The sequence below is a fragment of the Comamonas sp. Tr-654 genome, from assembly GCF_011752915.1.
Classification (GTDB): Bacteria; Pseudomonadota; Gammaproteobacteria; order Burkholderiales; family Burkholderiaceae_C; genus Comamonas.
Genome location: NZ_VWWQ01000003.1, coordinates 493,131 through 515,667, shown reverse-complemented (window position 1 = coordinate 515,667; position 22,537 = coordinate 493,131). Strand labels below are relative to the sequence as shown.

General features: G+C 60.6%; 22 protein-coding genes and 1 tRNA gene. 13 read left to right on the top strand and 10 right to left on the bottom strand.

The window, feature by feature from the left end:
- Positions 1 to 90: 90 nt before the first annotated feature.
- Positions 91 to 1,251, bottom strand: coding sequence for a trypsin-like peptidase domain-containing protein (locus F3J24_RS12035; RefSeq protein WP_167006326.1), 1,161 nt, complete (start codon positions 1,249 to 1,251; stop codon positions 91 to 93).
- Positions 1,252 to 1,606: 355 nt separating this feature from the next.
- On the opposite strand from F3J24_RS12035, the gene F3J24_RS12030 reads away from it, so the two are divergent.
- The 3 genes from F3J24_RS12030 (at position 1,607) to pdxA (ending at position 4,926) form a co-directional block, all read left to right on the top strand.
- Positions 1,607 to 2,932, top strand: coding sequence for an MFS transporter (locus F3J24_RS12030; RefSeq protein ID WP_167006323.1), 1,326 nt, complete (start codon positions 1,607 to 1,609; stop codon positions 2,930 to 2,932).
- 101 nt (positions 2,933 to 3,033) lie between these two features.
- Positions 3,034 to 3,786: a Nif3-like dinuclear metal center hexameric protein gene (locus F3J24_RS12025; protein ID WP_167006319.1), complete on the top strand. Its 753-nt coding sequence runs from the start codon at positions 3,034 to 3,036 to the stop codon at positions 3,784 to 3,786.
- Between the two features lie 81 nt (positions 3,787 to 3,867).
- Positions 3,868 to 4,926 carry a 4-hydroxythreonine-4-phosphate dehydrogenase PdxA gene (gene pdxA, locus F3J24_RS12020; protein WP_167006316.1) on the top strand — a complete coding sequence of 353 codons (1,059 nt, stop codon included), beginning with the start codon at positions 3,868 to 3,870 and terminating at the stop codon, positions 4,924 to 4,926.
- 115 nt (positions 4,927 to 5,041) lie between these two features.
- Here the strand turns inward: pdxA and mscL are convergent, their stop codons facing one another.
- Together mscL and F3J24_RS12010 are read right to left on the bottom strand one after the other, a co-directional pair.
- Positions 5,042 to 5,476 carry a large conductance mechanosensitive channel protein MscL gene (mscL, locus tag F3J24_RS12015; protein WP_167006311.1) on the bottom strand — a complete coding sequence of 145 codons (435 nt, stop codon included), beginning with the start codon at positions 5,474 to 5,476 and terminating at the stop codon, positions 5,042 to 5,044.
- Entirely contained in the window at positions 5,451 to 5,627 is a 177-nt protein-coding gene (locus F3J24_RS12010) for a hypothetical protein (RefSeq protein WP_167006308.1), read from the bottom strand. The genes mscL and F3J24_RS12010 overlap by 26 nt, the downstream gene beginning before the upstream one ends.
- Here F3J24_RS12010 and petA point away from each other — a divergent pair.
- From petA to F3J24_RS11980, 6 genes are all read left to right on the top strand, one after another.
- A complete protein-coding gene (petA, locus tag F3J24_RS12005; protein ID WP_034364476.1) occupies positions 5,626 to 6,228 on the top strand; it encodes a ubiquinol-cytochrome c reductase iron-sulfur subunit in 603 nt (200 codons plus the stop codon). The two genes, F3J24_RS12010 and petA, sit on opposite strands and share 2 nt — an antisense overlap.
- Before the next feature lie 14 nt (positions 6,229 to 6,242).
- On the top strand, positions 6,243 to 7,658 hold the full coding sequence (locus F3J24_RS12000; protein WP_167006306.1) for a cytochrome bc complex cytochrome b subunit: 1,416 nt from the start codon (positions 6,243 to 6,245) through the stop codon (positions 7,656 to 7,658).
- A 17-nt stretch (positions 7,659 to 7,675) separates the two neighbouring features.
- Positions 7,676 to 8,431 (top strand): cytochrome c1, encoded by a 756-nt coding sequence (locus tag F3J24_RS11995; RefSeq protein ID WP_003058566.1) that lies wholly within the window; start codon positions 7,676 to 7,678, stop codon positions 8,429 to 8,431.
- Positions 8,432 to 8,531: 100 nt separating this feature from the next.
- Positions 8,532 to 9,143, top strand: a complete 612-nt coding sequence (locus F3J24_RS11990; protein WP_003058564.1) for a glutathione S-transferase N-terminal domain-containing protein — start codon at positions 8,532 to 8,534, stop codon at positions 9,141 to 9,143.
- 99 nt (positions 9,144 to 9,242) lie between these two features.
- Positions 9,243 to 9,761 (top strand): ClpXP protease specificity-enhancing factor, encoded by a 519-nt coding sequence (locus tag F3J24_RS11985; protein WP_167006303.1) that lies wholly within the window; start codon positions 9,243 to 9,245, stop codon positions 9,759 to 9,761.
- Positions 9,762 to 9,858: 97 nt separating this feature from the next.
- Positions 9,859 to 9,934, top strand: a tRNA-Thr gene (locus F3J24_RS11980).
- A 57-nt stretch (positions 9,935 to 9,991) separates the two neighbouring features.
- Here the strand turns inward: F3J24_RS11980 and F3J24_RS11975 are convergent.
- Positions 9,992 to 10,297, bottom strand: a complete 306-nt coding sequence (locus tag F3J24_RS11975) for a hypothetical protein (RefSeq protein WP_167006300.1) — start codon at positions 10,295 to 10,297, stop codon at positions 9,992 to 9,994.
- Positions 10,298 to 10,627: 330 nt separating this feature from the next.
- On the opposite strand from F3J24_RS11975, the gene secA reads away from it, so the two are divergent.
- The 4 genes from secA to F3J24_RS11955 all read left to right on the top strand — a co-directional run bounded on the left by secA (position 10,628) and on the right by F3J24_RS11955 (position 16,649).
- Positions 10,628 to 13,387, top strand: coding sequence for a preprotein translocase subunit SecA (secA, locus tag F3J24_RS11970; protein WP_167006297.1), 2,760 nt, complete (start codon positions 10,628 to 10,630; stop codon positions 13,385 to 13,387).
- Between the two features lie 374 nt (positions 13,388 to 13,761).
- Complete coding sequence (gene argJ, locus F3J24_RS11965) at positions 13,762 to 14,991, top strand: bifunctional glutamate N-acetyltransferase/amino-acid acetyltransferase ArgJ (protein ID WP_167006292.1); 1,230 nt, start codon at positions 13,762 to 13,764, stop codon at positions 14,989 to 14,991.
- Positions 14,992 to 15,230: 239 nt separating this feature from the next.
- The gene (locus tag F3J24_RS11960) at positions 15,231 to 16,166 is read left to right on the top strand and encodes an ATP-binding protein (protein WP_034348267.1); all 936 of its coding nucleotides are present in this window, start codon (positions 15,231 to 15,233) and stop codon (positions 16,164 to 16,166) included.
- A gap of 12 nt (positions 16,167 to 16,178) precedes the next feature.
- Positions 16,179 to 16,649 carry an NUDIX domain-containing protein gene (locus tag F3J24_RS11955; RefSeq protein ID WP_003074008.1) on the top strand — a complete coding sequence of 157 codons (471 nt, stop codon included), beginning with the start codon at positions 16,179 to 16,181 and terminating at the stop codon, positions 16,647 to 16,649.
- 117 nt (positions 16,650 to 16,766) lie between these two features.
- On the opposite strand, the gene F3J24_RS11950 is transcribed toward F3J24_RS11955, so the two are convergent.
- The 6 genes from F3J24_RS11950 to pilB form a co-directional block, all read right to left on the bottom strand.
- Entirely contained in the window at positions 16,767 to 16,979 is a 213-nt protein-coding gene (locus F3J24_RS11950; protein WP_003058551.1) for a DNA gyrase inhibitor YacG, read from the bottom strand.
- Positions 16,980 to 17,077: 98 nt separating this feature from the next.
- On the bottom strand, positions 17,078 to 17,833 hold the full coding sequence (gene zapD, locus F3J24_RS11945; protein ID WP_003058549.1) for a cell division protein ZapD: 756 nt from the start codon (positions 17,831 to 17,833) through the stop codon (positions 17,078 to 17,080).
- An 87-nt stretch (positions 17,834 to 17,920) separates the two neighbouring features.
- A complete protein-coding gene (coaE, locus tag F3J24_RS11940) occupies positions 17,921 to 18,547 on the bottom strand; it encodes a dephospho-CoA kinase (RefSeq protein WP_167006289.1) in 627 nt (208 codons plus the stop codon).
- 3 nt (positions 18,548 to 18,550) lie between these two features.
- Positions 18,551 to 19,420, bottom strand: a complete 870-nt coding sequence (locus F3J24_RS11935; protein ID WP_167006286.1) for an A24 family peptidase — start codon at positions 19,418 to 19,420, stop codon at positions 18,551 to 18,553.
- Positions 19,420 to 20,637 (bottom strand): type II secretion system F family protein, encoded by a 1,218-nt coding sequence (locus F3J24_RS11930; protein WP_167006283.1) that lies wholly within the window; start codon positions 20,635 to 20,637, stop codon positions 19,420 to 19,422. The genes F3J24_RS11935 and F3J24_RS11930 overlap by 1 nt, the downstream gene beginning before the upstream one ends.
- A 24-nt stretch (positions 20,638 to 20,661) precedes the next feature.
- Positions 20,662 to 22,404, bottom strand: coding sequence for a type IV-A pilus assembly ATPase PilB (gene pilB / locus F3J24_RS11925; RefSeq protein ID WP_167006280.1), 1,743 nt, complete (start codon positions 22,402 to 22,404; stop codon positions 20,662 to 20,664).
- Positions 22,405 to 22,537 lie beyond the last annotated feature (133 nt).

Below are 22,537 nucleotides of genomic sequence, written 5' to 3'. Positions count from 1 at the left end.
TTTGTGATGGCTCGCTGCAGCCTGCAACAGGCCGCAGCATGAAAAAAGCCAGCGACTGGCGCTGGCTGGTGTGGTTGGCGGTAGCGTTCGTCAACGGCGGGGGCGGCTCTGTTGCTGCAAGGTGCTGGCTGCAGGGCGGGCGCCCGGAGTGATGTTCAGCACCACTTCGCTGTCGCCGCGGCGCACATCGAACTTGGCGGCTTCGCCGGGCTTGAGCGAGGCCACGGCCGTCAGCAGCTCGGAGACATTGCGGGTCGCGGTCTCGCCCACCTTGACGATCACGTCGCCGGGGCGCATGCCGGCCTGGGCGGCGGGGCCGGCCTGCAGCACGCCAGTGATGATGACGCCGGCATCGGCCTTGACGCCAAAGGTCTCGGCCAACTCGGGTGAGAGTTCGTTGGGCTCCACGCCGATCCAGCCGCGTGTGACCTTGCCGTCCTTGACGATGCCGTCCAGCACCATCTTGGCCGTGGAGACGGGAATCGCGAAACCGATGCCCATGCTGCCGCCCGAGCGCGAGTAGATGGCGGTGTTGATACCCAGCAGATTGCCGTTGGCATCCACCAGGGCGCCGCCGGAGTTGCCAGGGTTGATGGCGGCATCGGTCTGGATGAAGTTCTCGAAGGTGTTGATGCCCAGCTGGCTGCGGCCCAGGGCGCTGACGATGCCGCTGGTCACGGTCTGGCCCACGCCGAAGGGGTTGCCGATGGCCAGCACGCGGTCACCCACGGCGACCTGGTCGGAGTTGCCCAGCACGATGACGGGCAGCTTGTCGAGCTCGACCTTGAGAATGGCCAGATCGGTCTCGGGGTCCGTGCCAATGACCTTGGCCTTGGCCTGGCGGCTGTCGGTCAGCGTGACCTCGATATCGTCGGCACCTTCCACCACGTGGTTGTTGGTGAGGATGTAGCCATCTTGACTGATGATGACCCCGCTACCCAAACCAGATTGCTCCTGCGGGCCCTGATCGCCAAAGAAGAACTGGAACCAGGGATCGTTGGCGCGCGGGTGGCGCACCGCCTTGCTGGTGTTGATGCTGACCACGGCGGGCGAGGCCTTGCGTGCGGCTGGCGCAAAGCTGCCTGGAGCGACTTCACCCGCTGGAGCAGAGGGAGCCTGCAGCAGTGAAACACCGGCATTGCTGCGAATATTTCCGCGCTGAAGCCAAGTGGGCTGTAGGGTAGCCACTACAAAATAGATAGCCACCAGCACGGTGACGACCTGCGAAAACAGCAACCAGGTGCGTTTCATGTAATGCGTATAGGTAGTGAGGAGAACAAGCCCACATTGTGAAGCATGGCTGCACCGGGCGTCGAAGCGAACATTTGCTTGCACGCAATTGCATAGCCTAAAGCTTTGCAGATTGCAGGCGCGATGGCTATAGGACTGCAGGCCTCTAAAGTTTTGTATCCCCGACAGGCATGGGTGGAAACCCTAGAATGTTTTTTCGACTGCGCTTATGCCGCCGTGACCGCCCACAAGGTGCTCATATTCGGCCCGGTGTGGCTTTGCATCTGAAGCCCGCTGCAATCGGTATGCCACTGCACATTGACCCGTGATCAGCGGCCTTATCCGCGCTGTCCTGTTGTTCGATCTGGGAAACACCATGACTACGCTTGACCAAGCTGCATCGGCCAAGGAGCCGGCTGCTGCGAAGAATCGCCTCCTGAACCGGGAGGACTACAAGACCCTGGGCTTATCGGCCCTGGGCGGAACGCTGGAGTTTTATGACTTCGTGGTGTTCGTCTTTTTTGCCAATGTGATCGGCAGCCTGTTCTTTCCGGCTTCGCTGCCCGAGTGGATGCGCCAGCTGCAGACGCTGGGCATTTTCGCAGCCGGCTATCTGGCACGCCCCATCGGCGGCATCTTGATTGCCCACTTCGGCGACATTCTGGGCCGCAAGAAGATGTTTACGCTGTCGGTGTTCCTGATGGCCGTGCCCACGCTGGTCATCGGCCTGCTGCCGACCTATGAAACCATTGGCCTGGCCGCTCCCATCCTGCTGCTGCTGATGCGCGTGATGCAAGGTGCAGCCATCGGCGGTGAAATGCCCGGTGCCTGGGTGTTCGTGGCCGAGCATGCTCCCGAAAAGCGTTACGGCTTCGCCATCGGTGCACTGACTTCCGGCATTACCGGCGGCATCTTCCTGGGCTCCATCATCGGAGTCTGGCTCAACAGCACCTACAGCCAGAGCGAGATCCACGATTGGGCCTGGCGTCTGCCCTTCATTCTGGGCGGCGTCTTCGGTCTGGTGTCCGTGTATCTGCGCAAGTTCCTGCACGAGACTCCCATCTTCCAGGAGCTGCAGGCCCGCAAGGCCGCTGACCGCGAACTGCCGATCAAGACCATCCTGCGCGATCACCGCGAAGCCTGCGTTGTCGTGGCGCTGATGACTTGGGTGCTGTCCACGGCGATTGTGGTGGTGATCCTGTTCACGCCGGCCTATCTGCAAAAGGTGTTCCACATCGAGCCTGCCATGGCACTGAAGGCCAATGCCGTGGCGACCGTGACGCTGACCATTGGCTGCGTGTTCTGGGGCTGGCTGTCCGACAAGATCGGCACCAAGCTGACCATGCTCATCGGCTGGGGCGGCATGACGGCCACGGCCTATCTGTTCTATCTGAACCTGCCGGGCAACGAGGCGTCTCTGATCTGCAACTATGCGACCGTGGGCTTCTTCGTGGGCTCCATCTCGCTGCTGCCCGTGGTGGGTGTCCGGGCCTTCCCGCCTGAAGTGCGCTTCACCGGTCTGTCCTTCTCCTACAACATGGCTTATGCCGTGTTCGGCGGTCTGACTCCCATGCTGGTGTCCGTGTGGCAGCAGGTGGACGTGATGGCTCCTGCCCACTATGTGGCGGCCATGGGCGTGTTGGGCATGGCCATGGGCTTCTGGCCGCTGGCCTGCACGGGTTGGCAAGCCAAGAAGGCTTGAAGCCGCTTGTCTTGAAAAAGGGCAGCTCCGGGCTGCCCTTTTTTACGTCTGCCAAAGCCTTGCTGGCTGGGTCTGCGTGCGGGCTTGGGCACAATCGGAGCATGAGCATTGAGCGAAACACCCTGTTATCCGTTTTCAACGGGCTGCTGCAGCCCGAACGCTTCAAGGACTACGGACCCAACGGCCTGCAGGTCGAAGGCAAGAGCGAGATTCGTCGCATCGTCAGCGGTGTGACGGCCAGCCGCGCCCTGATCGAGGCTGCGATTGAGGCCGGAGCCGATGCCATCTTCGTGCACCATGGTCTGTTCTGGCGTGGCATGGATGGTCGCATCACGGGCTGGCTCAAGGAACGCATTCGCCTGCTGCTGGCACATGACATCAATCTGTTTGCCTATCACTTGCCGCTGGATGCCCATGCCGAACTGGGCAATAACGCGCAACTCGGGGCGCGGCTCGGAGTCCAGGGACAGGCCGCATTCGGCGACCAGAACCTGGGCTGGCTGGCCGATGTGGATTTTGCCGATGCTGCCGCTCTGGCCGAACATGTGCAAAGCTTGCTGGGGCGCAAGGTGACGCTGGCCGGTTTGCAGGATCACAGGCCGATCCGCAAGCTGGCCTGGTGCACCGGAGGGGCGCAGGGCTTTTTCGAGTCGGCAATTGCCGCCGGCGCCGATGCCTATATCACTGGCGAGATCTCCGAGCCCCAGATGCATGTGGCGCGAGAGATGGGCGTGAGCTTTATCGCTGCCGGCCATCATGCGACCGAGCGCTATGGCGCGCCGGCAGTGGCGGCCCATGTGGCCCGGGAGTGCGGGCTTGAGCACCGCTTCATCGATATCGACAACCCGGCCTGATCCGGTCTCGGACCTTCGTCTCTCACTTTTGATGGCTGCAAGCACTTGAGAACAGAGGAGCTTGCGGCGCTTTGGATGCCTATGTCCGTCATTGCTTCAACCCAAACCATCGCCATCACCCAGGGCGACTGCGCAGGCATAGGGCCTGAAATCATCGCCAAGGCCTTCCGGGCTGCACCGCAAGCCATGCGCGGCTGCTTTGTTGTGGGTGAGTTGCAGACGCTGCGTCGAGCCACAGCTCTGGCCGCCCGGGCCGCTGACGGCGATCAGGGCATCGCTCAGCCCGTGGTGGTGATCGATGAGCCGGGCGAAGCCTGGTCTGTCCCGGAGGGTGCTATCGCGCTACTGAACCTGCCGGGACTGGCGGGGCCTCAGCCCTATGGCCAGATTTGTGCAGCTGCCGGGCAGGCCGCGGCGCAATGCGTGGTCTGGGCCGCGCAAGCCGCTTTGCGTGGCGAGATTGCCGCTCTGGTTACGGCGCCCTTGCACAAGGAGGCGCTGCATCTGGCGGGGGTGACTTTCCCCGGACACACGGAACTTCTGCAGGCCGAGGCGGCTGCCCATGCGGGCGTTTCGCTGGAGCAGATGCCGGTGCGCATGATGCTGGCCAATGACGAGCTGCGCACCGTGCTGGTTAGCATCCATGTGTCGCTGCGCGAGGCCATCGAGGCCATGACCGGGCCGCAGATCCTGCAGACCTTGCGCATCACGCATCAGGCGCTGAGCAGGAACCTGGGGCGCGTGCCTCGCATTGCCGTGGCCGGGCTCAATCCGCATGCGGGTGAGGGCGGCATCTTCGGTCGTGAGGAAATCGAGATCATTGCCCCGGCGATCGCGGCAGCTCAGGCCGAAGGCATGGATGTGCAGGGGCCGTTTGCGCCGGACACGGTCTTCATGCGGGCGCGAAATACGCCAGCCCATCCGGGTGAATTCGATGTGGTGTTGGCGATGTACCACGACCAAGGGTTGATCCCAGTCAAATATTTGGGTGTGGAAAAAGGCGTCAACGTGACCCTTGGTTTGCCGCTGGTTCGCACCAGTCCCGACCATGGCACGGCCTTTGACATTGCCGGCCAGGGCGTGGCCGATGAGGCCAGCCTGATCGAAGCCGTGCACATGGCCCGCAGTCTGGCGATCTGACGCTTGCTCAGCGGCGGCTCAGTGCGTTGGCCGTCCGGATGCATGCACGGCATGCGCTTCCATGAAAAAAGCCTGCCGGGGCCAGCAGGCTTGCAGTCATTGGATCTTAAGGATCTCACGCCTTGCGATTGAGACTGTCGCGGATCTCGCGCAGCAGCTGAATGTCTTCAGGCGTAGCAGGTGCTTGCTCCGGTGCTGCAGGTGCTTCGCGCTTGAGGCGGTTGATCTGCTTGACCATCATGAAAATGATGAAGGCCAGAATTATGAAATTCACTGCAACGGTGATGAAGTTGCCATAGGCAAATACAGGAATGCCGGCTTTCTTCAGTGCATCCAGGGTGCGTGGAACTCCCTCGGGCATGGTGCCCAGAACGACGAACAGGTTGGAGAAATCCAGCTTGCCAAAGAACAGACCCACCAGAGGCATGATCAGGTCGTTGACCACGGAATCAACGATTTTCCCGAACGCGCCGCCGATGATCACGCCCACGGCAAGATCCATGACGTTTCCCTTGATTGCGAACTCACGGAATTCTTGCATCATGCCCATAAGCAGTTCCAGTCACTAAGAGTTTGAGATAGCGCAGTATTGCGTGACTTTGGCGGTTGTCAACGTCGGACTGGGGCTGGAATAACCATAACCCCACCGCTAGAATTTGCAGTTGACCCCAAATCAAGCGATGTACTTCGAGGAAATCCATGAGTGACTCTCCAGTCGACTCCAGCAAGCGCACGTGGATCATCACGTCAGCATGTGCTGGTGCCGTGGGCGGTGTGGCAACGGCCGTCCCTTTTGTGAGCTCCTTCCAGCCTTCTGAAAAAGCCAAAGCAGCAGGTGCTGCGGTAGAGGTGGATATCTCCAATCTCAAGGATGGTGAGAAGCTCACCGTCGAGTGGCGTGGCAAGCCGGTGTGGATCATCAAGCGCACGCCCGAGCAGCTCAAGGACTTGCCTGGCCTCGATGGCGAACTGGCAGACCCGAAGTCGGTGCGTCATCCCGAAGAGTTCACGCCCCCCTATGCGCAAAATGAAGCGCGCTCCATCAAGCCTGAAATCCTCGTGGTCGTTGGCATCTGCACCCACCTGGGTTGTTCACCTACCGACAAGTTCGTTGCCGGGCCTCAGCCTTCGCTGCCCGCAGACTGGAAGGGCGGTTTCCTCTGCCCATGCCATGGCTCCACTTTTGACATGGCCGGCCGGGTGTTCAAGAACAAGCCAGCGCCGGACAACCTGCAAGTGCCGCCACATATGTACCTGTCCGACACCAAGCTGCTGATTGGTGAAGACACCAAGGCAGCCTGAGGGAGACAAGAACAATGGCCCACGAATTCAAGCAAATCGACCCGAACTCCACGACCGGAGCCAAGGCCATGAATTGGCTGGAGAACCGGTTTCCGACGGCATTCGATGCGTACCGCGTCCATATGTCGGAGTACTACGCTCCCAAGAACTTCAACTTCTGGTACATCTTCGGCTCGCTGGCGCTGCTGGTGCTGGTGATTCAGATCGTCACCGGCATCTTCCTGGTGATGCACTACAAGCCCGATGCCGAAAAGGCGTTTGCTTCCGTGGAATACATCATGCGTGATGTTCCATGGGGCTGGCTGATCCGCTACATGCACTCCACGGGCGCCTCGGCGTTCTTTGTGGTGGTCTATCTGCATATGTTCCGCGGTCTTCTGTACGGTTCTTACCGCAAACCGCGTGAACTGGTATGGATCTTCGGCTGTGCCATCTTCTTGGTACTGATGGCCGAGGCCTTCATGGGCTATCTGCTGCCCTGGGGCCAGATGTCTTACTGGGGCGCCCAGGTGATCGTGAACCTGTTCTCCGCCATTCCCTTTGTCGGCCCCGATCTGGCTTTGCTGATCCGCGGCGACTATGTGGTGGGCGATGCAACGCTGAACCGCTTCTTCAGCTTCCACGTGATTGCCGTGCCCCTGGTGCTGCTGGGTCTGGTTGTGGCACATTTGCTGGCGCTGCACGATGTGGGCTCCAACAATCCCGACGGTATCGAGATCAAGGGGCCGAATGCGCCCAAGGATGAAAAGGGCCGCCCTCTGGATGGCGTTCCCTTCCACCCTTACTACACGGTGCATGACATCTTCGGCGTGACGGTGTTCCTGTTCCTGTTCTCGGCCGTGGTGTTCTTTGCGCCCGAGTTCGGCGGCTACTTCCTGGAGTACAACAACTTCATCCCCGCCGACCCGCTCAAGACGCCCAATCACATTGCTCCCGTCTGGTACTTCACGCCCTTCTATTCGATGCTGCGTGCCATCACCGGCGAGATGATGTATGTGCTGATCGCCTGCGTGGTGCTGGGTGCCGGCTACGGCATTCTCAAGTCGCGCCTGCCCGGTTTTGCCAAGGGTGCAGTGGCCATCGTGGCTCTCGGTGTCATCGCGATGATGCTCTCCATTGACGCCAAGTTCTGGGGTGTGGTCGTCATGGGTGGTGCGGTCATCATCCTGTTTGCCCTGCCCTGGCTCGATTGCAGCCCGGTCAAGTCGATTCGCTATCGTCCCAGCTGGCACAAGTATGTGTATGCCGTGTTTGTGGTGAATTTCGTCGTCCTGGCCTATCTGGGTGTGCAGCCTCCGTCGCCGATTGGCGAGAAGGTGTCTCAGGTCGGCACGCTGTTCTACTTCGGCTTCTTCCTGCTCATGCCTTGGTGGAGTCGCCTGGGCGAGACCAAGCCCGTGCCCGAGCGTGTGACCTTCAAGCCTCACTGAAGCAGGAGAGAACAAGAATGAAGAAACTGATTCTGACCCTGGTTGCGGCCCTGGGTATCGCCGGTGCTGCGCAAGCCTCCGAAGGCGGCATCCATTGGGACAAGGCGCCGGTCAACACCAGCAATACGGCATCCTTGCAAAACGGTGCCAAGATCTTTGTCAACTACTGCCTGAGCTGCCACTCCGCTGCCTTCATGCGTTTCAACCGCTTGAAGGACATCGGGCTGACCGAGCAGGACATCAAGGACAATCTGCTGTTTTCCACCGACAAGGTGGGCGAGACCATGAAGGCCGCCATCAATCCCAAGGAGGCCAAGGAATGGTTCGGTGCCAATCCTCCCGATCTGACGGTGATTGCGCGCTCACGCGCCGGCTCGGGTGGCTCGGGTGCCGATTACCTGTATACCTTCTTGCGTACTTTCTACAGGGATGACACCAAGGCCACAGGCTGGAATAATCTCGCCTTTCCCAGCGTAGGCATGCCGCATGCGCTGTGGGAGCTGCAGGGTGAGCGTCGCGCCATCTTCGAAGAGCATGACGACCACGGAACTAAGACCCAGGTCTTCAAGGGTTGGGAGCAGGTGTCTCCTGGCAAGATGAGCGCAGTGCAGTACGATCAGGCAGTTGGCGATCTGGTGAATTACCTGCAATGGATGGGGGAGCCGGCTCAGAACACCCGAACCCGTATCGGGGTGGGCGTGCTGATTTTCCTGGGCATCTTCATCTTTATCGCTTGGCGCCTGAATGCCGCGTTCTGGAAAGACGTGAAATAAGCCTTGCCGCCGTGCAGCAGTTGTCTGCAGCCAAACCGTGTTAGTGCAGAGTGGGGTGCCGTGGGCAACCCACTCTTTTTGATTTTTAGGAGTCTCCACCATGATGGTGCTTTATTCGGGAACGACTTGCCCCTTCTCACACCGCTGCCGCTTTGTGCTGTTTGAAAAAGGCATGGATTTCGAGATCCGCGATGTGGACTTGTTCAGCAAGCCCGAAGAGATCGCCGTGATGAACCCCTACGGTCAAGTGCCAATTCTGGTCGAGCGCGACCTGATCCTGTACGAGTCCAACATCATCAACGAGTACATCGATGAGCGCTTTCCCCATCCCCAACTGATGCCTGGCGACCCTGTGGATCGTGCCCGTGTGCGCCTGTTCCTGCTGAACTTCGAGAAGGAACTGTTCGTGCACGTGAGCGCACTCGAAGAGCGCAACGTCAAGGGCAATGAAAAGGCTCTGGAAAAGGCTCGTGCCCATATCCGCGATCGCCTGACACAGATGGCTCCCATCTTCCTGAAGAACAAGTACATCATGGGCGAGAACTTCTCCATGCTGGACGTGGCCATTGCTCCGCTGCTGTGGCGCCTGGACTACTACGGCATCGAGCTGTCCAAGAATGCCGCTCCTTTGCTCAAGTATGCCGAGCGCATCTTCTCGCGTCCGGCTTACATTGAAGCGCTGACGCCTTCCGAAAAGGTCATGCGCAAGTAATTGCACATGAGCGCAGAGCGGGCATGCTGAAGGGGTTTCCTTCATCTGCCCGCTTTTTTGTCTTTGCAATCTTCTGGATTTGATTCGTCAGGAAACGAGATGACAGCCCCTGAAACGACTTCAACCCGTCCGTATCTGCTGCGGGCTTTGTTTGAATGGTGTACCGACAATGGCTTGACGCCGCATATCGCCGTGCGTGTGGATCGCAGCACCCAGGTGCCCATGGAGTTTGTGCGCGATGGCCAGATCGTGCTCAACATCAGCTACGACGCGACCAGCGGCCTGCTGATCGGCAATGAGTACGTGGAATTCAAGGCACGCTTTGGCGGCCAGCCCAGGGAAATCATGGTGCCCGTGGCGAACGTCTTGGCCATCTATGCTCGCGAAACCGGCCAGGGCATGGCCTTCCCGCCCGAGGAGGACGAAGTCTCCGAGGATGGCGATGTGTCATTGATGGAAGATGGCGAGCCCGACGTGGAGTCGGATGACGAATCCTCGACCGAGCGTGTGGTGCAACTGGTTCCCGTCAAGGCCGAAGCAGAGGCTTCCAGTGAGGATGACGCTCCTCGTACGCCACCACCTGCAGGTGGCCGTCCGGCGCTCAAGCGTGTGAAATAAGCGGAAAGACATCCTGAAACCGGATGCCCGAGGGCAAGCCAAGAAATTTCGGGTTTCTTCTTTTTGGGCTGTTTTTCTACGTTAGAATTCAGTCTTCGCCGGTTTAGCTCAGTTGGTAGAGCACCCGCCTTGTAAGCGGTAGGTCGTCAGTTCGAATCCGACAACCGGCACCAAACAAATAGGTCTCTTCGGAGGCCTTTTTTGTTTTTCAGTGCCTAAAAAAGGCCTTATCAGGCCTGAACCTTGATGCGTATGCTGGTGACGGCCCAGCCTTTGGTGCGCAGATGGGCTGCCATGGCGGGCAGCAGTTGGCGCACTTTGGCGGCAGCTGCGTTGTTTTTCACGATCAGGCACCAGCCGTCTCCCTCAATGGGCCCAGCCTGCAGGCTGGCGCGCAGCATGGGCGGTACCAGTGGCAGGACAGCCTTGAGCCGGTTGCTTGAGTCCTGCGTCAGCGCTGCCAGGCGTGCCAATGTGGGAGAAGACTCCATGGCATTGATGGCGGTAACTGCGTGATGACGGCGAACAATGGTCATGCAAAGGGCGGGCGGTTGGGTGAGGGGCGAAGCCCAAGCTTAGCGCAGTCGGCAATGAATGCGGCAGTGCGGGTCGTTTGCGTTGATGTGCCTGCGCTTGCGACGCAATCCCATACGTACTCTGAAGCAGCGCAAAACCAGGGCAGGCTTGCGCGGTTAGAATGATTTTTTGGTCCTGTTCCTGTTTTGGAGGCGCCGGGAGGTTTTTCACCTATTTTGGGTGTGGCTCTTGACGGCCCCGGGGACGGCCCCATCTGAAGACCAACAATCAAGGAATTCTGGACACATTGCTTTGCGCAACCGGCAAAAAAGCAATGTGCCTTCGCACGCATGGCCACCAATTTCCTCACCAAACTGTTCGGCAGCCGCAATGACCGGTTGCTCAAGCAATACCGTAAGACAGTCGCTCGCATCAATGCGATGGAGCCTGAGTACGAAAAGCTCAGCGATGAGGCATTGCGCGCCAAGACGCAGGAGTTCAAGGATCGCGTTGCCAAGGGCGAGGCGCTGGACGATCTGTTGCCCGAAGCATTTGCCGTGGTGCGCGAAGGCTCCAAGCGCGTCATGAAGATGCGTCACTTTGACGTGCAGATGCTGGGCGCCATGGCGCTGCATGACGGCAAGATTGCCGAAATGCGTACCGGTGAAGGCAAGACGCTGACCGCGACGCTGCCCGTGTACCTTAATGCCCTGTCGGGCGAGGGCGTGCATGTGGTGACCGTCAACGATTACCTGGCCAACCGCGATGCCATGACCATGGCCCGCCTCTACAACTTCCTCGGCCTGTCGGTGGGCATCAACCTGCCCAACCTGTCACGCGAGCAAAAGCAGCAGGCCTACAACTCCGACATCACCTACGGTACGAACAACGAGTACGGCTTCGACTACCTGCGTGACAACATGGTGTATGAGCCCGGCGACCGTGTGCAGCGCGTGCTGAACTACGCCATCGTCGACGAGGTGGACTCCATCCTGATCGATGAGGCGCGCACTCCGCTGATCATCTCCGGCCCAGCCGAGGATCACACGGCCATGTATGTGGCCATGAACCAGATCGTGCCGAATCTGGTGCGTCAGGAAGGCGAAGCCGATCCTCGCACGGGAGAAGGCGTGACCAAGCCCGGCGACTTCACGGTCGATGAAAAATCCCATCAGGTCTATCTGACCGACCAGGGCTATGAAGCGGCTGAGCGCCTGCTGAGCCATGCCGGCCTGATCACCGAAGGCTCGTCGCTCTACGATCCCTCCAATATCTCTCTGGTGCACCATCTGTACGCCGCGCTGCGCGCCAACCAGCTGTACTTCCGCGATCAGCACTATGTGGTGCAGAACGACGAAATCGTGATCGTGGACGAGTTCACCGGCCGCCTGATGGCCGGCCGTCGCTGGAGTGATGGCCTGCACCAGGCCGTGGAAGCCAAGGAAGGTGTGGCCATTCAGGCCGAGAACCAGACCATGGCCTCGATCACCTTCCAGAACTACTTCCGTCTGTACAAGAAGCTGTCGGGCATGACCGGCACGGCCGACACCGAAGCCTACGAATTCCAGGAAATCTATGGCCTGGAGACCGTGGTGGTGCCGCCCAACAAGCCCAGCAAGCGCCAGGATCAGCTCGATCGCGTGTACAAGACCACCAAGGAAAAGTACGACGCGGCGATCAAGGACATCCGCGAGTGCTACGAGCGCGGCCAGCCCGTGCTGGTCGGCACGACCTCGATCGAGAACTCCGAAATCATCGACCAGCTGCTGACCCGCGAGAAGCTGCCCCATCAGGTGCTCAACGCCAAGCAGCATGAGCGCGAGGCCGACATCATTGCCCAGGCGGGCAGCGAAGGCATGATCACCATCGCCACCAATATGGCCGGCCGTGGTACCGACATCGTGCTGGGCGGCAATATCGACAAGCAGCTCAAGGCCATCGAGAGCAACGAGGCGCTGAGCGAGGCCGAGCGCAATCAGCAGATCGAGCAGCTGCGTGCCGACTGGCAAGTGGCGCACGACAAGATCGTGGCCCTGGGCGGTCTGCGCATCATCGCCACCGAGCGTCACGAGTCGCGCCGCATCGACAACCAGTTGCGCGGCCGCTCGGGCCGTCAGGGCGACCCCGGCTCCTCGCGCTTTTATCTGAGCCTGGACGACCAACTGATGCGCATCTTCGCGGGCGACCGTGTCAAGGCCATCATGGACCGCCTGAAGATGCCCGAAGGCGAAGCCATCGAGGCCGGCATCGTGACCCGCTCCATCGAGTCTGCACAGCGCAAGGTGGAAGCCCGCAACTTCGACATGCGCAAGCAGCTGCTCGAATATGACGATGTGGCCAACGACCAGCGCAAGGTGATCTACCAGCAGCGCAATGACATTCTGGATTCGACCGATCTGAACGGCATGCTGGCCGCCATGCGCGAAGACGTGATCACCGACCTGGTGCGCCAGTACGTGCCGGCCGAGTCCATGGAAGAGCAGTGGGACGTGCCCGGCCTGGAGAAGGCGCTGGCCAGCGAATGGCAGATCGATCTGCCATTGCAGCAGGACGTGGCGGGTTCGGAATCCATCACCGATGATGAGATTCTGGAAAAGGTCGTCAAGGCGGCCCACGATCTGTTCGATGCCAAGGTGGCCCTGATCGGTCAGGAGAACTTCACGCAGTTCCAGCGTGCCGTGCTGCTGCAGAGCTTCGACACCAACTGGCGCGATCACCTGGCCGCGCTGGACTATCTGCGCCAGGGCATTCACCTACGCGGCTATGCCCAGAAGCAGCCCAAGCAGGAATACAAGCGCGAGGCATTCGAGCTGTTCCGCCAGCTGATCGACCAGGTCAAGACCGAAGTCACCCGCGTGCTGATGACGGTGCAGGTCCGCTCGCGCGAAGAGATGGACGAAGCTGCCGTCGCCATGAACGAGCGCGGCGCCCAGAGTCTGGAGCACATGAGCTATGCCTCGCCCTCGGATACCGAAGGCATGAGCATCGAGGACGACGTGACGTTGGCCGAGCCTCTGGCCATGCCCGAGGGCGTGCATGTGGGCCGCAACGACCCCTGCCCATGCGGCAGCGGCAAGAAGTTCAAGCTTTGCCACGGCAAGCTGTCCTGACCCACTGAGGCGCTGCGCGCCTTACTCCAAGGGGCCTCACGGCCCCGCCGTGAGGCGGCTCTGGCTTGGACAGTCCGTCTCAAGCTGCATTTACAACACGGGCTTTGGCCCGTGTTTGCATTGGGACTCAGCTTTTTGCGCAACAAAATCCGGCAAGTCCTATCAGGCCTCCGTTTGTTCCGATAATGGGGAACGTTTTGCTTGCAGTCCGAACTTGCCCCGCGGACTGTGAATCAGTGGCGTGCTCCAGGCGCGAGACATCGAGCAAGGGCCGCCCCGCAGCGAGGATGTCGTCCCCCTCCCGCCAGGCGAGAGAGGGGGAAGCCGCGCAGCGGCTCAGGGGGTGTCTTCTACTTTTCTAGGAACATACAGAAATGTCCGTGAATCTTTCCGCTCCCGTCGCCGCTGATCTGCTGGCGATCAATGGCGTTCGCATTGGTGTTACCGAAGCCGGCGTGCGCAAGGCCAATCGCAAGGACCTGACGGTGTTCCTGCTTGACGAAGGCGCCTCGGTGGCCGGCGTGTTCACCCAGAACCGTTTCTGCGCCGCTCCCGTGCAGATCTGCCGCGAGCATCTGGCGTACGGCACCGGCATCCGCGCCATGGTCATCAACACCGGCAATGCCAATGCCGGCACCGGCGCAGCCGGTCTGGCCAATGCTCGTGCCACCTGCACTGCCCTGGCCCGGGAGCTGGACCTGAGCGCAGGCCAGATCCTGCCTTTTTCCACCGGCGTGATCATGGAAGAGCTGCCTGTGGACCGCATCGTGGCTGGCATGCCCAAAGCCATCGCTGCCGCCAAGGCTGATAACTGGGCCACGGCTGCCGAAGGCATCATGACCACCGACACCTTGCCCAAGGCTTTCAGCCGCAGCGTCAGCATTGGCGGCAAGACGGTCTCCATCACCGGCATCAGCAAGGGCGCGGGCATGATTCGCCCCAATATGGCGACCATGCTGGGCTTTCTGGCCACGGATGCGGTGATTGCGCCCGAGCTGTTGCAACCTCTGGTCAAGGAGCTGGCCGACGGCTCCTTCAACCGCGTGACCATTGATGGCGACACTTCCACCAATGACTCGTTTGTGCTGATCGCCACACACAAGGCCGGCAATGCCCAGATCACGGCACTGTCCAGCGCTGAGGGTGAGCAGCTCAAGGCAGCATTGCTGGAAGTGGCGCAAAAGCTCGCCCAAGCGATTGTTCGCGATGGCGAGGGTGCCACCAAGTTCATCAGCGTCAAGGTCGAGGGCGGCAAGAATGAGGAGGAGTGCCGTCTGGTTGCTTACTCCATTGCTCACTCACCCCTGGTCAAGACTGCCTTCTTTGCTTCCGACCCCAACCTGGGCCGCATCCTGGCCGCTGTGGGCTATGCCGGCATTGCCGATCTGGATCAGACCAAAATCGATCTGTACCTGGACGATGTGCATGTGGTGGTCGACGGCGGCCGCAATCCTTCCTACAAGGAAGAAGACGGTCAGCGCGTGATGAAGCAACAGGAGATCGTGGTGCGCGTGGTACTGGGTCGTGGCAATGCCGCACAGACGGTGTGGACCTGCGATCTGAGTCACGAATATGTGACGATCAATGCGGATTACAGGTCGTAATTGAGCACCCCCTGAGCGGCGGCACCGCCGCTTCCCCCTCTCTCTACGCGCTGCGCGCTATGGGAGGGGGCGACAGCCTTCGCTGTCCCTTGCTGGTGAGCACCCCTATTTTGGTGCTGCAATTTCAGGAGCTTCTTGCGCTTGTCTATATTGATTTCTGATTGCTTTTTAATCTGAAATCAAGATTCATCAAGCGCAAGAAGCTATAAAAATATGGAGATTTGGTCGTGCAAGATGTGATGAACCCTTTGGAGCGCCTGGTCGAGCGGGCCGAGCAATTGATGCAGCGCATCGAGTCCGTGCTGCCCCAGCCCCTGCAGGCACCTGCCGACTGGGATGCGGCGATTGCCTGGCGCTACCGCAAGCGCGCGAACGGCTGCGGCGTGCTGGAGCCGGTGCGCCATGTGGGCGCCATGCAGCTGTCCGATCTGCAGAACATTGACGTGCAAAAGGAAAAGATTGCCCGCAATACCGAGCAGTTCGTCAGCGGTCGCACGGCGAACAACGTGCTGCTGACGGGCGCGCGCGGTACGGGCAAGTCTTCGCTGATCCGCGCCTGTCTGCACAGCTATGCGCCCCAGGGCCTGCGTCTGATCGAGGTGGACAAGGCCGATCTGACCGATCTGCCCGACATCGTCGATGTGGTCGCCGGCCGGAGTGAGAAGTTCATCATCTATTGCGACGATCTGAGCTTTGAGGAGGGCGAGCCCGGTTACAAGGCCATGAAATCCATGCTGGACGGCTCGGTTTCCGCAGCCACGCCCAATGTGCTGGTCTATGCCACCAGCAATCGCCGCCATCTGCTGCCCGAGTACATGACGGACAACCTTGCGCAGCAAAAAAGCGAGAACGGCGAAATCCATCCTGGTGAGGTGGTGGAAGAGAAGATTTCCCTGTCCGAGCGCTTCGGCCTCTGGGTGAGCTTCTACCCCTTCAGCCAGGACGAGTATCTGCGCGTGGTGGCGCAGTGGCTGTCTGCGCTGGGCATGGACCAGGCCACCATCGAGGCGGCCAGGCCCGAAGCCCTGGTCTGGGCGCTGGAGCGCGGCTCGCGCAGCGGCCGTGTGGCCCACCAGTTCGCGCGCGACTACGCGGGCCGCAACGAGCGCCCCGTGACGGTCAAGAAGCGCATTGAAGATGTGGACGGTCTGGCTGAAGAAGCAGACCTGGAATGAAGAAAGAGTCTTGTGGAAGTGACTGCTGAAACACAGGCGCAGCGCAAGCACACGGAAGTGGCCGTGGGCGTGTTGTTGCGCGAATCCGATGGGGCGTTGCTGATTTCAAGCCGCCCTGCAGGCAAGCCTTATGCGGGCTACTGGGAGTTTCCTGGCGGCAAGCTGGAGGCAGGCGAGAGCGTGGAGCAGGCTCTGCGCCGCGAGCTGATCGAAGAGCTGGGCGTGACCATTGGGCAGGCCCATGCCTGGAAGGTGACCGAACATGACTACCCGCATGCGCTGGTGCGTCTGCACTGGTGCAAGGTGACGCAGTGGACGGGCGAGTTCGAGATGCGCGAGGGCCAGCAGATGGCCTGGCAGCAGCTGCCGCTTGATGTGCACCCAGTCCTGCCGGGTGCCTATCCCGTGCTGCAATGGCTGAGCGAGGAGCGAGGCCTGGTCTTTGATCAAAGCCATTACGAGGCGCAGCAGCCTGAGAATTGAAGCGTTACGCTCCCGAATAGAGAGCGCCTTGCGTTTGTTGAGTATTGAGTTGCTTGGATAAACAAGCTGAAATCAAGAAATTACGGGCGCAAGGTGCTCTTGTTTTTTTGCTAGAGGCTATTGATTTTCGGTGCGTGGATCGCCAAACGGTGCATCTTCGGGCGGCGTCTGAGCCGGGACGCGGAACTCTTCATTGCCCCAGGCGCCCAGATCGATATTGCGGCAACGCTCGCTGCAGAAGGGGCGGAATTTGTTGCTGGGCAGGAAAACGCTGGGGCCGCCGCAGGTCGGGCATTTCACCATGGTGGGGGATTGCTTGTCAGTGCTCATGGCGTAGATGTATCACAGCTGGAAAACACGGGTAGCCGACCCTGAAAGACAGCGAGCCGCAAGCTGCGGCTCGATGGACAGAGAAGACTGCCTGCGGCTCAGGCGCAGAGCGTCAGCTCGAAAGACGCGTCGTCATTGCTGGGCTGGGGCTTGCCGCCATTGGCCAGCTTGAGCAGGCGCACCGATACCAGCAGGCGGTTGCCGCTGATCTCTGGCACCAGATTCAGATGCGGGTCTATGCGCAGGCGCAGCAGCTGGAAACTGCGGCCGGCCGGCATGGCCTGCTGGAACACGCCGTGCTCGGCCACCACGCGCTGGGGAATACCGGTCTCGCGCAGCAGCTGCAGAATCAGCTCCAGCGCCTGGCCCAGCGGGGTCAGCTCGCCGGCCCAGTCTTCGAGGTCGCGCTGGCGGTAACGCGGATCGAGGTTCTGCCAAGCGTGATAGGCCGGCAGGTCGAAACTGCAGGTGCCGCCGGGGATGCCCACACGGCTGCGGATGGACATCAGCCATTCGTTCTCGGTCAGCGCCTGGCCGGTCTTGCCGGTCTGTGCATTGATGGTGGCAAAGCAGCCTTCCACCTGGCGCGCCACCTGGTGCAGCATGTGCTGGGAAATATCGGGGTTGTCGCGCAGCACGTCCAGCAGGTGCTTCTGGCGCTCCAGATCCTTGATGACGTCGGCCCGAAGATCGCTGCGCGAGGCCACATCCATGATCTCGAAGATGGTGATCAGCGCGAAATGATGATCGACCGAATGCGCGCGGGTCAGCAGCTCGCGCAGACGGCGATACAGCTGCTCAAGGCGCAGATAAGTTCTCAGACGCTCGTTAAAAGGATATTCGTACAGGATCACGTTTGCTGGGCTCCTCGAGGCGCACAGGAATCAGCGGTCAACGTGCACATGCGGCGATCACACGCACAGGCCAAGCCATGGCCTGCATCATAGCCCGAACCATGCAGCGATTTGATCGGTATATGCGTGGAGAGTTTCGATTGTGACCCCGTCATCGTTGTAGACGACCCAGTCGGCCGCTGCCAGGCGCTGCGCGCGCGTGGCCTGGGCGTCGATGATGGCCTGCACGGCCTCGCGGCTCAGAGCGCTGCGCGCCATGACGCGCTCCGTCTGCGTGATCTCGCGGCAGTCAACGACCAGCACACCATCGAGCCTGGTGCGCCAGTGGCCGGACTCGACCAGGAGCGGGATGTCGTGCACGATGAGCTTGCTGCCGGCCACCACGGCCGCTTCATGCTGCTGCCGGGTCTGCTCGGCGATCAGCGGGTGGAGTATGGCTTCCAGGCGCTGCCGCGCGGAGGGATCGGCAAAGACCAGCTCGCGCATGCGGGCGCGGTTGAGGGCGCCCTGGGCATCGATCAGGTCGGCGCCAAAAGCCTGAGTGATAAGAGGCAGGGCCACGCCGCCGACTGCCGTCAGGCTGCGCGAGATATGGTCGGCATCGATCAGCGTCGCGCCGCGTGCCTGCAGCCTGGCCGCAACCGTGCTTTTGCCGCTGCCAATGCCGCCCGTCAGTCCGAGTCTGAATGGTGAGTGCTCGGGCAGGGCTTGCATGGCTTACAAGCCCACAAAGCCGAGTACGGCCTGGGGGTCCCAGATCAGGCTGACAAAACCGCCGCCGGCGAGAAAGGGGCCGAAGGGCACATAGCCGCCTTCGCGCAGCTGGCTGTTGATCTTGAGCGCGATGCCGATGACGGCACCGACGACCGAGGCCATGAGAATGATGGGCACCAGTGCCTGCCAGCCGAACCAGGCGCCGAGCGCGGCAAAGAGCTTGAAGTCGCCATAGCCCATGCCTTCCTTGCCGGTCGCCAGCTTGAAGGCCCAGAAGATCAGCCACAGCGACATATAGCCTGCGACCGCGCCCCACAGCGATTGTGGCAATGGCACCTGGGTCCATTGCAGGGCGGAGGCGATCAGGCCGGCCCAGAGCATAGGCAGAGTGATGGAGTCCGGCAGAAAGGTGGTGTCCCAGTCTATCAAGGCAAGCGTCAGCAGAGCTGCGCTGAAGCCGCACCAGGCAAAGCCGGTGGCGGTCAGGCCGTCGCGCCCCAGGCAGAAAGCGAACAGGGCGGCGCAAACCAGTTCGACCAAGGGATAGCGCAGGCCGATGGGCTTTTTGCACTCGGCGCAGCGGCCGCGCAGAAACAGATAGCTGAGCACGGGAATGTTCTCGTGCCAGGCGATCTGATGGCCGCAATGCGGGCAGCGCGAACGAGGCTGGCTCAGCGTGACGGCAGGCTTGGCGGGCGGTAGCTCGATCTTGGCGCCTTTGTCTTTTTGCTCCTCGGCCCATTGCGCGCCTTCGGCATGCCATTCCTGCTCCATCATCAGCGGCACGCGGTGGATCACCACATTGAGAAAGCTGCCGATCAGCAAGCCCAGCACGCCGCCGGCAGCGGCATTCAACACCAGTTCGGAAATCATCAGACCACTTGACCCAACTTGAAGATAGGCAGATACATGGACACCACGATGCCGCCGATCAAGGTACCCAGGAAGACGATGATGATGGGCTCCATCAGGCTGGACAGACCCGCCACCATTTCGTCCACTTCGCTTTCATAGAAATCGGCAGCCTTGCCCAGCATATGGTCGATGGCACCCGATTCCTCGCCGATGGCACACATCTGCAGCACCATGGACGGGAAGATATTGGCATTGGCCATGGCGACCGTGAGGCTGGTGCCCGTGGAGACTTCCGACTGAATCCTGTCGGTGGCGTTTTTGTAGAGGTAGTTGCCCGAGGCGCCTCCCACGGAGTCCAGCGCCTCGACCAGTGGCACGCCGGCTGCAAACATGGTGGACAGCGTGCGCGTCCAGCGGGCCACGCAAGATTTCTCGATCAGCACGCCGAAGATGGGTAGCTTGAGCACGGTGCGGTCCATGAACTGCTGCACGCGCTCGTTGCGCTTCCAGGCCTGCATGAAGAAGTAGATGCCGCCGCCCAGCACGCCAAAGATCAGCCACCAGTACTGGACAAAGTAATCGCTGATGCCCATCACCAGCAGCGTGGGCGCGGGCAGGTCGGCGCCAAAGGAGGTGAAGACCTCCTTGAAGGCCGGAATCACGAAGATCATGATCACGGTCACTACGACAAACGCCACGATCATGACCGATGTGGGATACATCAGCGCCGACTTGATCTTGGATTTGATGGCCTCCGTCTTTTCCATGTAGGTGGCAAGTCGGTCCAGCAGCGATTCCAGAATACCCGCGGCCTCGCCGGCCTCCACCAGGTTGCAGTAGAGACTGTTGAAATAGAGTGGAAACTTGCGAAAGGCAGCGCTCAGCGAAGTACCGGTCTCCACATCGGAGCGGATGTCGTTGAGCAGCTTGGTGACATTGGGGTTGGTATTGCCGCGGCCCACGATGTCGAAAGACTGCAGCAGCGGCACGCCGGCCTTCATCATGGTGGCCAACTGGCGCGTGAAGAGAGCAATGTCCTTGGGCTTGATCTTCTTGCCGCCGCGGGTCCTGCGTTTCTTGATCTTGGACGGAGTCACGCCCTGGCGGCGCAGCATGGCCTGGATCTGGTTTTCTCCACCGGCACGCGTTTCGCCGCGAACGATCTTGCCGTTACGGTCCTTGCCTTCCCACTCGAAGAGAAATTCCTTGATTCCCTTGGACGCTGCGCTTGCCATGGCGTTCCCTCACTGATACTGGTTTTACTCGTTGGTGACCGCCAGCACTTCTTCGAGTGAGGTCAGACCCAGCTTGACTTTATGCAGACCTGAGCCGCGCAGAGAGCGTACACCCTCGGCCTTGGCCTGTGTGGCAATTTCCAGCGCACTGCCATCACGCAGGATGATGCGCTGAATCTCCTCGCTGATGGGCATCACCTGATAGATGCCGACACGTCCCTTGTAGCCGTTGTTGCAGGCAGGGCAGCCGACGGGCTTGTAGCTGACCCAGCTGCCGTCGAGTTCCTCTTCAGCGTAGCCGGCCTCGACCAGGGCGTCGTGCGGTATGTCGGCGGGCTCCTTGCACTGCGCGCACAAGCGCCGTGCCAGACGCTGGGCAGTGATCAGAATCACGCTGGAAGCAATATTGAAAGGGGCGATGCCCATATTGCGCATGCGCGTCAGTGTGGTCGGGGCATCATTGGTGTGCAGCGTGGACAGCACCAGGTGACCGGTCTGGGCGGCCTTGATCGATATGTCGGCGGTTTCCAGGTCACGGATTTCACCGACCATGATGATGTCCGGGTCCTGACGCAGAAAGGATTTGAGCGCCGCAGCAAAGGTCAGGCCGGCCTTCTCGTTCACATTGACCTGGTTGACGCCAGGCATGTTGATTTCGGAGGGGTCTTCGGCGGTGGCGATGTTCACGCCCGGCTGGTTGAGCAGGTTCAGGCAGGTGTAGAGCGACACGGTCTTGCCCGAGCCCGTGGGGCCGGTGACCAGAATCATGCCGTAGGGGCGGTTGATGGCCTTGAGCAGGCGCTCTTTTTCCTCGGGCTCGTAGCCCAGGGCGTCGATGCCCATCTTGGCCGAGCTCGGGTCCAGGATACGGATCACGATCTTCTCGCCAAACAGCGTGGGCAAGGTGCTGACACGAAAGTCGATGACGCGGTCGGGGCCGACCTTGAGCTTCATGCGGCCGTCCTGCGGAACGCGCTTTTCCGAGATGTCCAGGCGCGAGATCACCTTGATGCGGGAAGCCAGCTTGTCCTTGATAGCAATCGGGGGCGAGGCGATTTCACGCAGCTCGCCGTCGATACGAAAGCGCACGCGGTAATTGTGCTCATAAGGCTCGAAGTGCAAGTCGGACGCGCGCATGTTGAAGGCGTCCAGCAGCATCTTGTGCAGAAACTTGACAACCGGTGCATCCTCGACCTCGGCGCCGACGGCATTGTCTTTTTCCTCGGGGGCGTCCTCGATCTTGACGTCGTCAAAGTCAAAGTCTCCGGAACTGGAGTAGGAGTCCAGGGATTCGCTGACGCTCTTGCCGGTCTGCTCGACCAGCTTTTGCAGCTTGTCGGCCTCGACAACCACCCAGTCCACCAGCAACTGGGTCGTGAACTTGATCTGCTCGGCTGCTTCCTGCTGCGTGGGGTCTGCCGTGGCAATGGTGAGCCGGTTGCCGCGCTTGCTGAGCGCCAGCACGCGGTAGGCGTTGCTGATCTTGGGGTCCAGCAGCTCGCGCGGCAGTTGCTGGGCGTCGATGGCATTGAGGTCCAGCAGCGGTGTGCTGAACATCATGGAGATGGTTTCGGCAATTTCCAGCGCGCTGATCTCGCCGGACTGGCTCAGTTCGGTGATGAACGGCGTCTTGCCTGTAGCGGCTTTCTTGGCTGCGTTCTCGGCTGCTTGCTGCGAGACCTTGCCGGCGGAAATCAGGGCTCTGCCTAGACCAGGGATGGCAATGGGCGCAGGGGCGTTCTTTTGCAGATTGTCGGCAGCGGCCATGTATCCAAGTCTGGGAGGGGTAGGAGGAGTCCTATCCTACCATTCTTGTTGTTACCAACGGTATGCCGCCAGACCCGCATGCTGGCGTCAACACAGCGTCATTGAACCTGGCGCAAGAAACGGCGACAAAAAT

What these genes read in the sequence shown, in the direction of transcription:
- F3J24_RS12035 (WP_167006326.1), bottom strand. Translation starts at nt 1,251, where the DNA reads ATGAAACGCACCTGGTTGCTGTTTTCGCAGGTCGTCACCGTGCTGGTG.
- F3J24_RS12030 (WP_167006323.1), top strand. Translation starts at nt 1,607, where the DNA reads ATGACTACGCTTGACCAAGCTGCATCGGCCAAGGAGCCGGCTGCTGCG.
- F3J24_RS12025 (WP_167006319.1), top strand. Translation starts at nt 3,034, where the DNA reads ATGAGCATTGAGCGAAACACCCTGTTATCCGTTTTCAACGGGCTGCTG.
- pdxA (WP_167006316.1), top strand. Translation starts at nt 3,868, where the DNA reads ATGTCCGTCATTGCTTCAACCCAAACCATCGCCATCACCCAGGGCGAC.
- mscL (WP_167006311.1), bottom strand. Translation starts at nt 5,476, where the DNA reads ATGGGCATGATGCAAGAATTCCGTGAGTTCGCAATCAAGGGAAACGTC.
- petA (WP_034364476.1), top strand. Translation starts at nt 5,626, where the DNA reads ATGAGTGACTCTCCAGTCGACTCCAGCAAGCGCACGTGGATCATCACG.
- F3J24_RS12010 (WP_167006308.1), bottom strand. Translation starts at nt 5,627, where the DNA reads ATGGATTTCCTCGAAGTACATCGCTTGATTTGGGGTCAACTGCAAATT.
- F3J24_RS12000 (WP_167006306.1), top strand. Translation starts at nt 6,243, where the DNA reads ATGGCCCACGAATTCAAGCAAATCGACCCGAACTCCACGACCGGAGCC.
- F3J24_RS11995 (WP_003058566.1), top strand. Translation starts at nt 7,676, where the DNA reads ATGAAGAAACTGATTCTGACCCTGGTTGCGGCCCTGGGTATCGCCGGT.
- F3J24_RS11990 (WP_003058564.1), top strand. Translation starts at nt 8,532, where the DNA reads ATGATGGTGCTTTATTCGGGAACGACTTGCCCCTTCTCACACCGCTGC.
- F3J24_RS11985 (WP_167006303.1), top strand. Translation starts at nt 9,243, where the DNA reads ATGACAGCCCCTGAAACGACTTCAACCCGTCCGTATCTGCTGCGGGCT.
- F3J24_RS11975 (WP_167006300.1), bottom strand. Translation starts at nt 10,297, where the DNA reads ATGACCATTGTTCGCCGTCATCACGCAGTTACCGCCATCAATGCCATG.
- secA (WP_167006297.1), top strand. Translation starts at nt 10,628, where the DNA reads ATGGCCACCAATTTCCTCACCAAACTGTTCGGCAGCCGCAATGACCGG.
- argJ (WP_167006292.1), top strand. Translation starts at nt 13,762, where the DNA reads ATGTCCGTGAATCTTTCCGCTCCCGTCGCCGCTGATCTGCTGGCGATC.
- F3J24_RS11960 (WP_034348267.1), top strand. Translation starts at nt 15,231, where the DNA reads ATGAACCCTTTGGAGCGCCTGGTCGAGCGGGCCGAGCAATTGATGCAG.
- F3J24_RS11950 (WP_003058551.1), bottom strand. Translation starts at nt 16,979, where the DNA reads ATGAGCACTGACAAGCAATCCCCCACCATGGTGAAATGCCCGACCTGC.
- coaE (WP_167006289.1), bottom strand. Translation starts at nt 18,547, where the DNA reads ATGCAAGCCCTGCCCGAGCACTCACCATTCAGACTCGGACTGACGGGC.
- F3J24_RS11935 (WP_167006286.1), bottom strand. Translation starts at nt 19,420, where the DNA reads ATGATTTCCGAACTGGTGTTGAATGCCGCTGCCGGCGGCGTGCTGGGC.
- F3J24_RS11930 (WP_167006283.1), bottom strand. Translation starts at nt 20,637, where the DNA reads ATGGCAAGCGCAGCGTCCAAGGGAATCAAGGAATTTCTCTTCGAGTGG.
- pilB (WP_167006280.1), bottom strand. Translation starts at nt 22,404, where the DNA reads ATGGCCGCTGCCGACAATCTGCAAAAGAACGCCCCTGCGCCCATTGCC.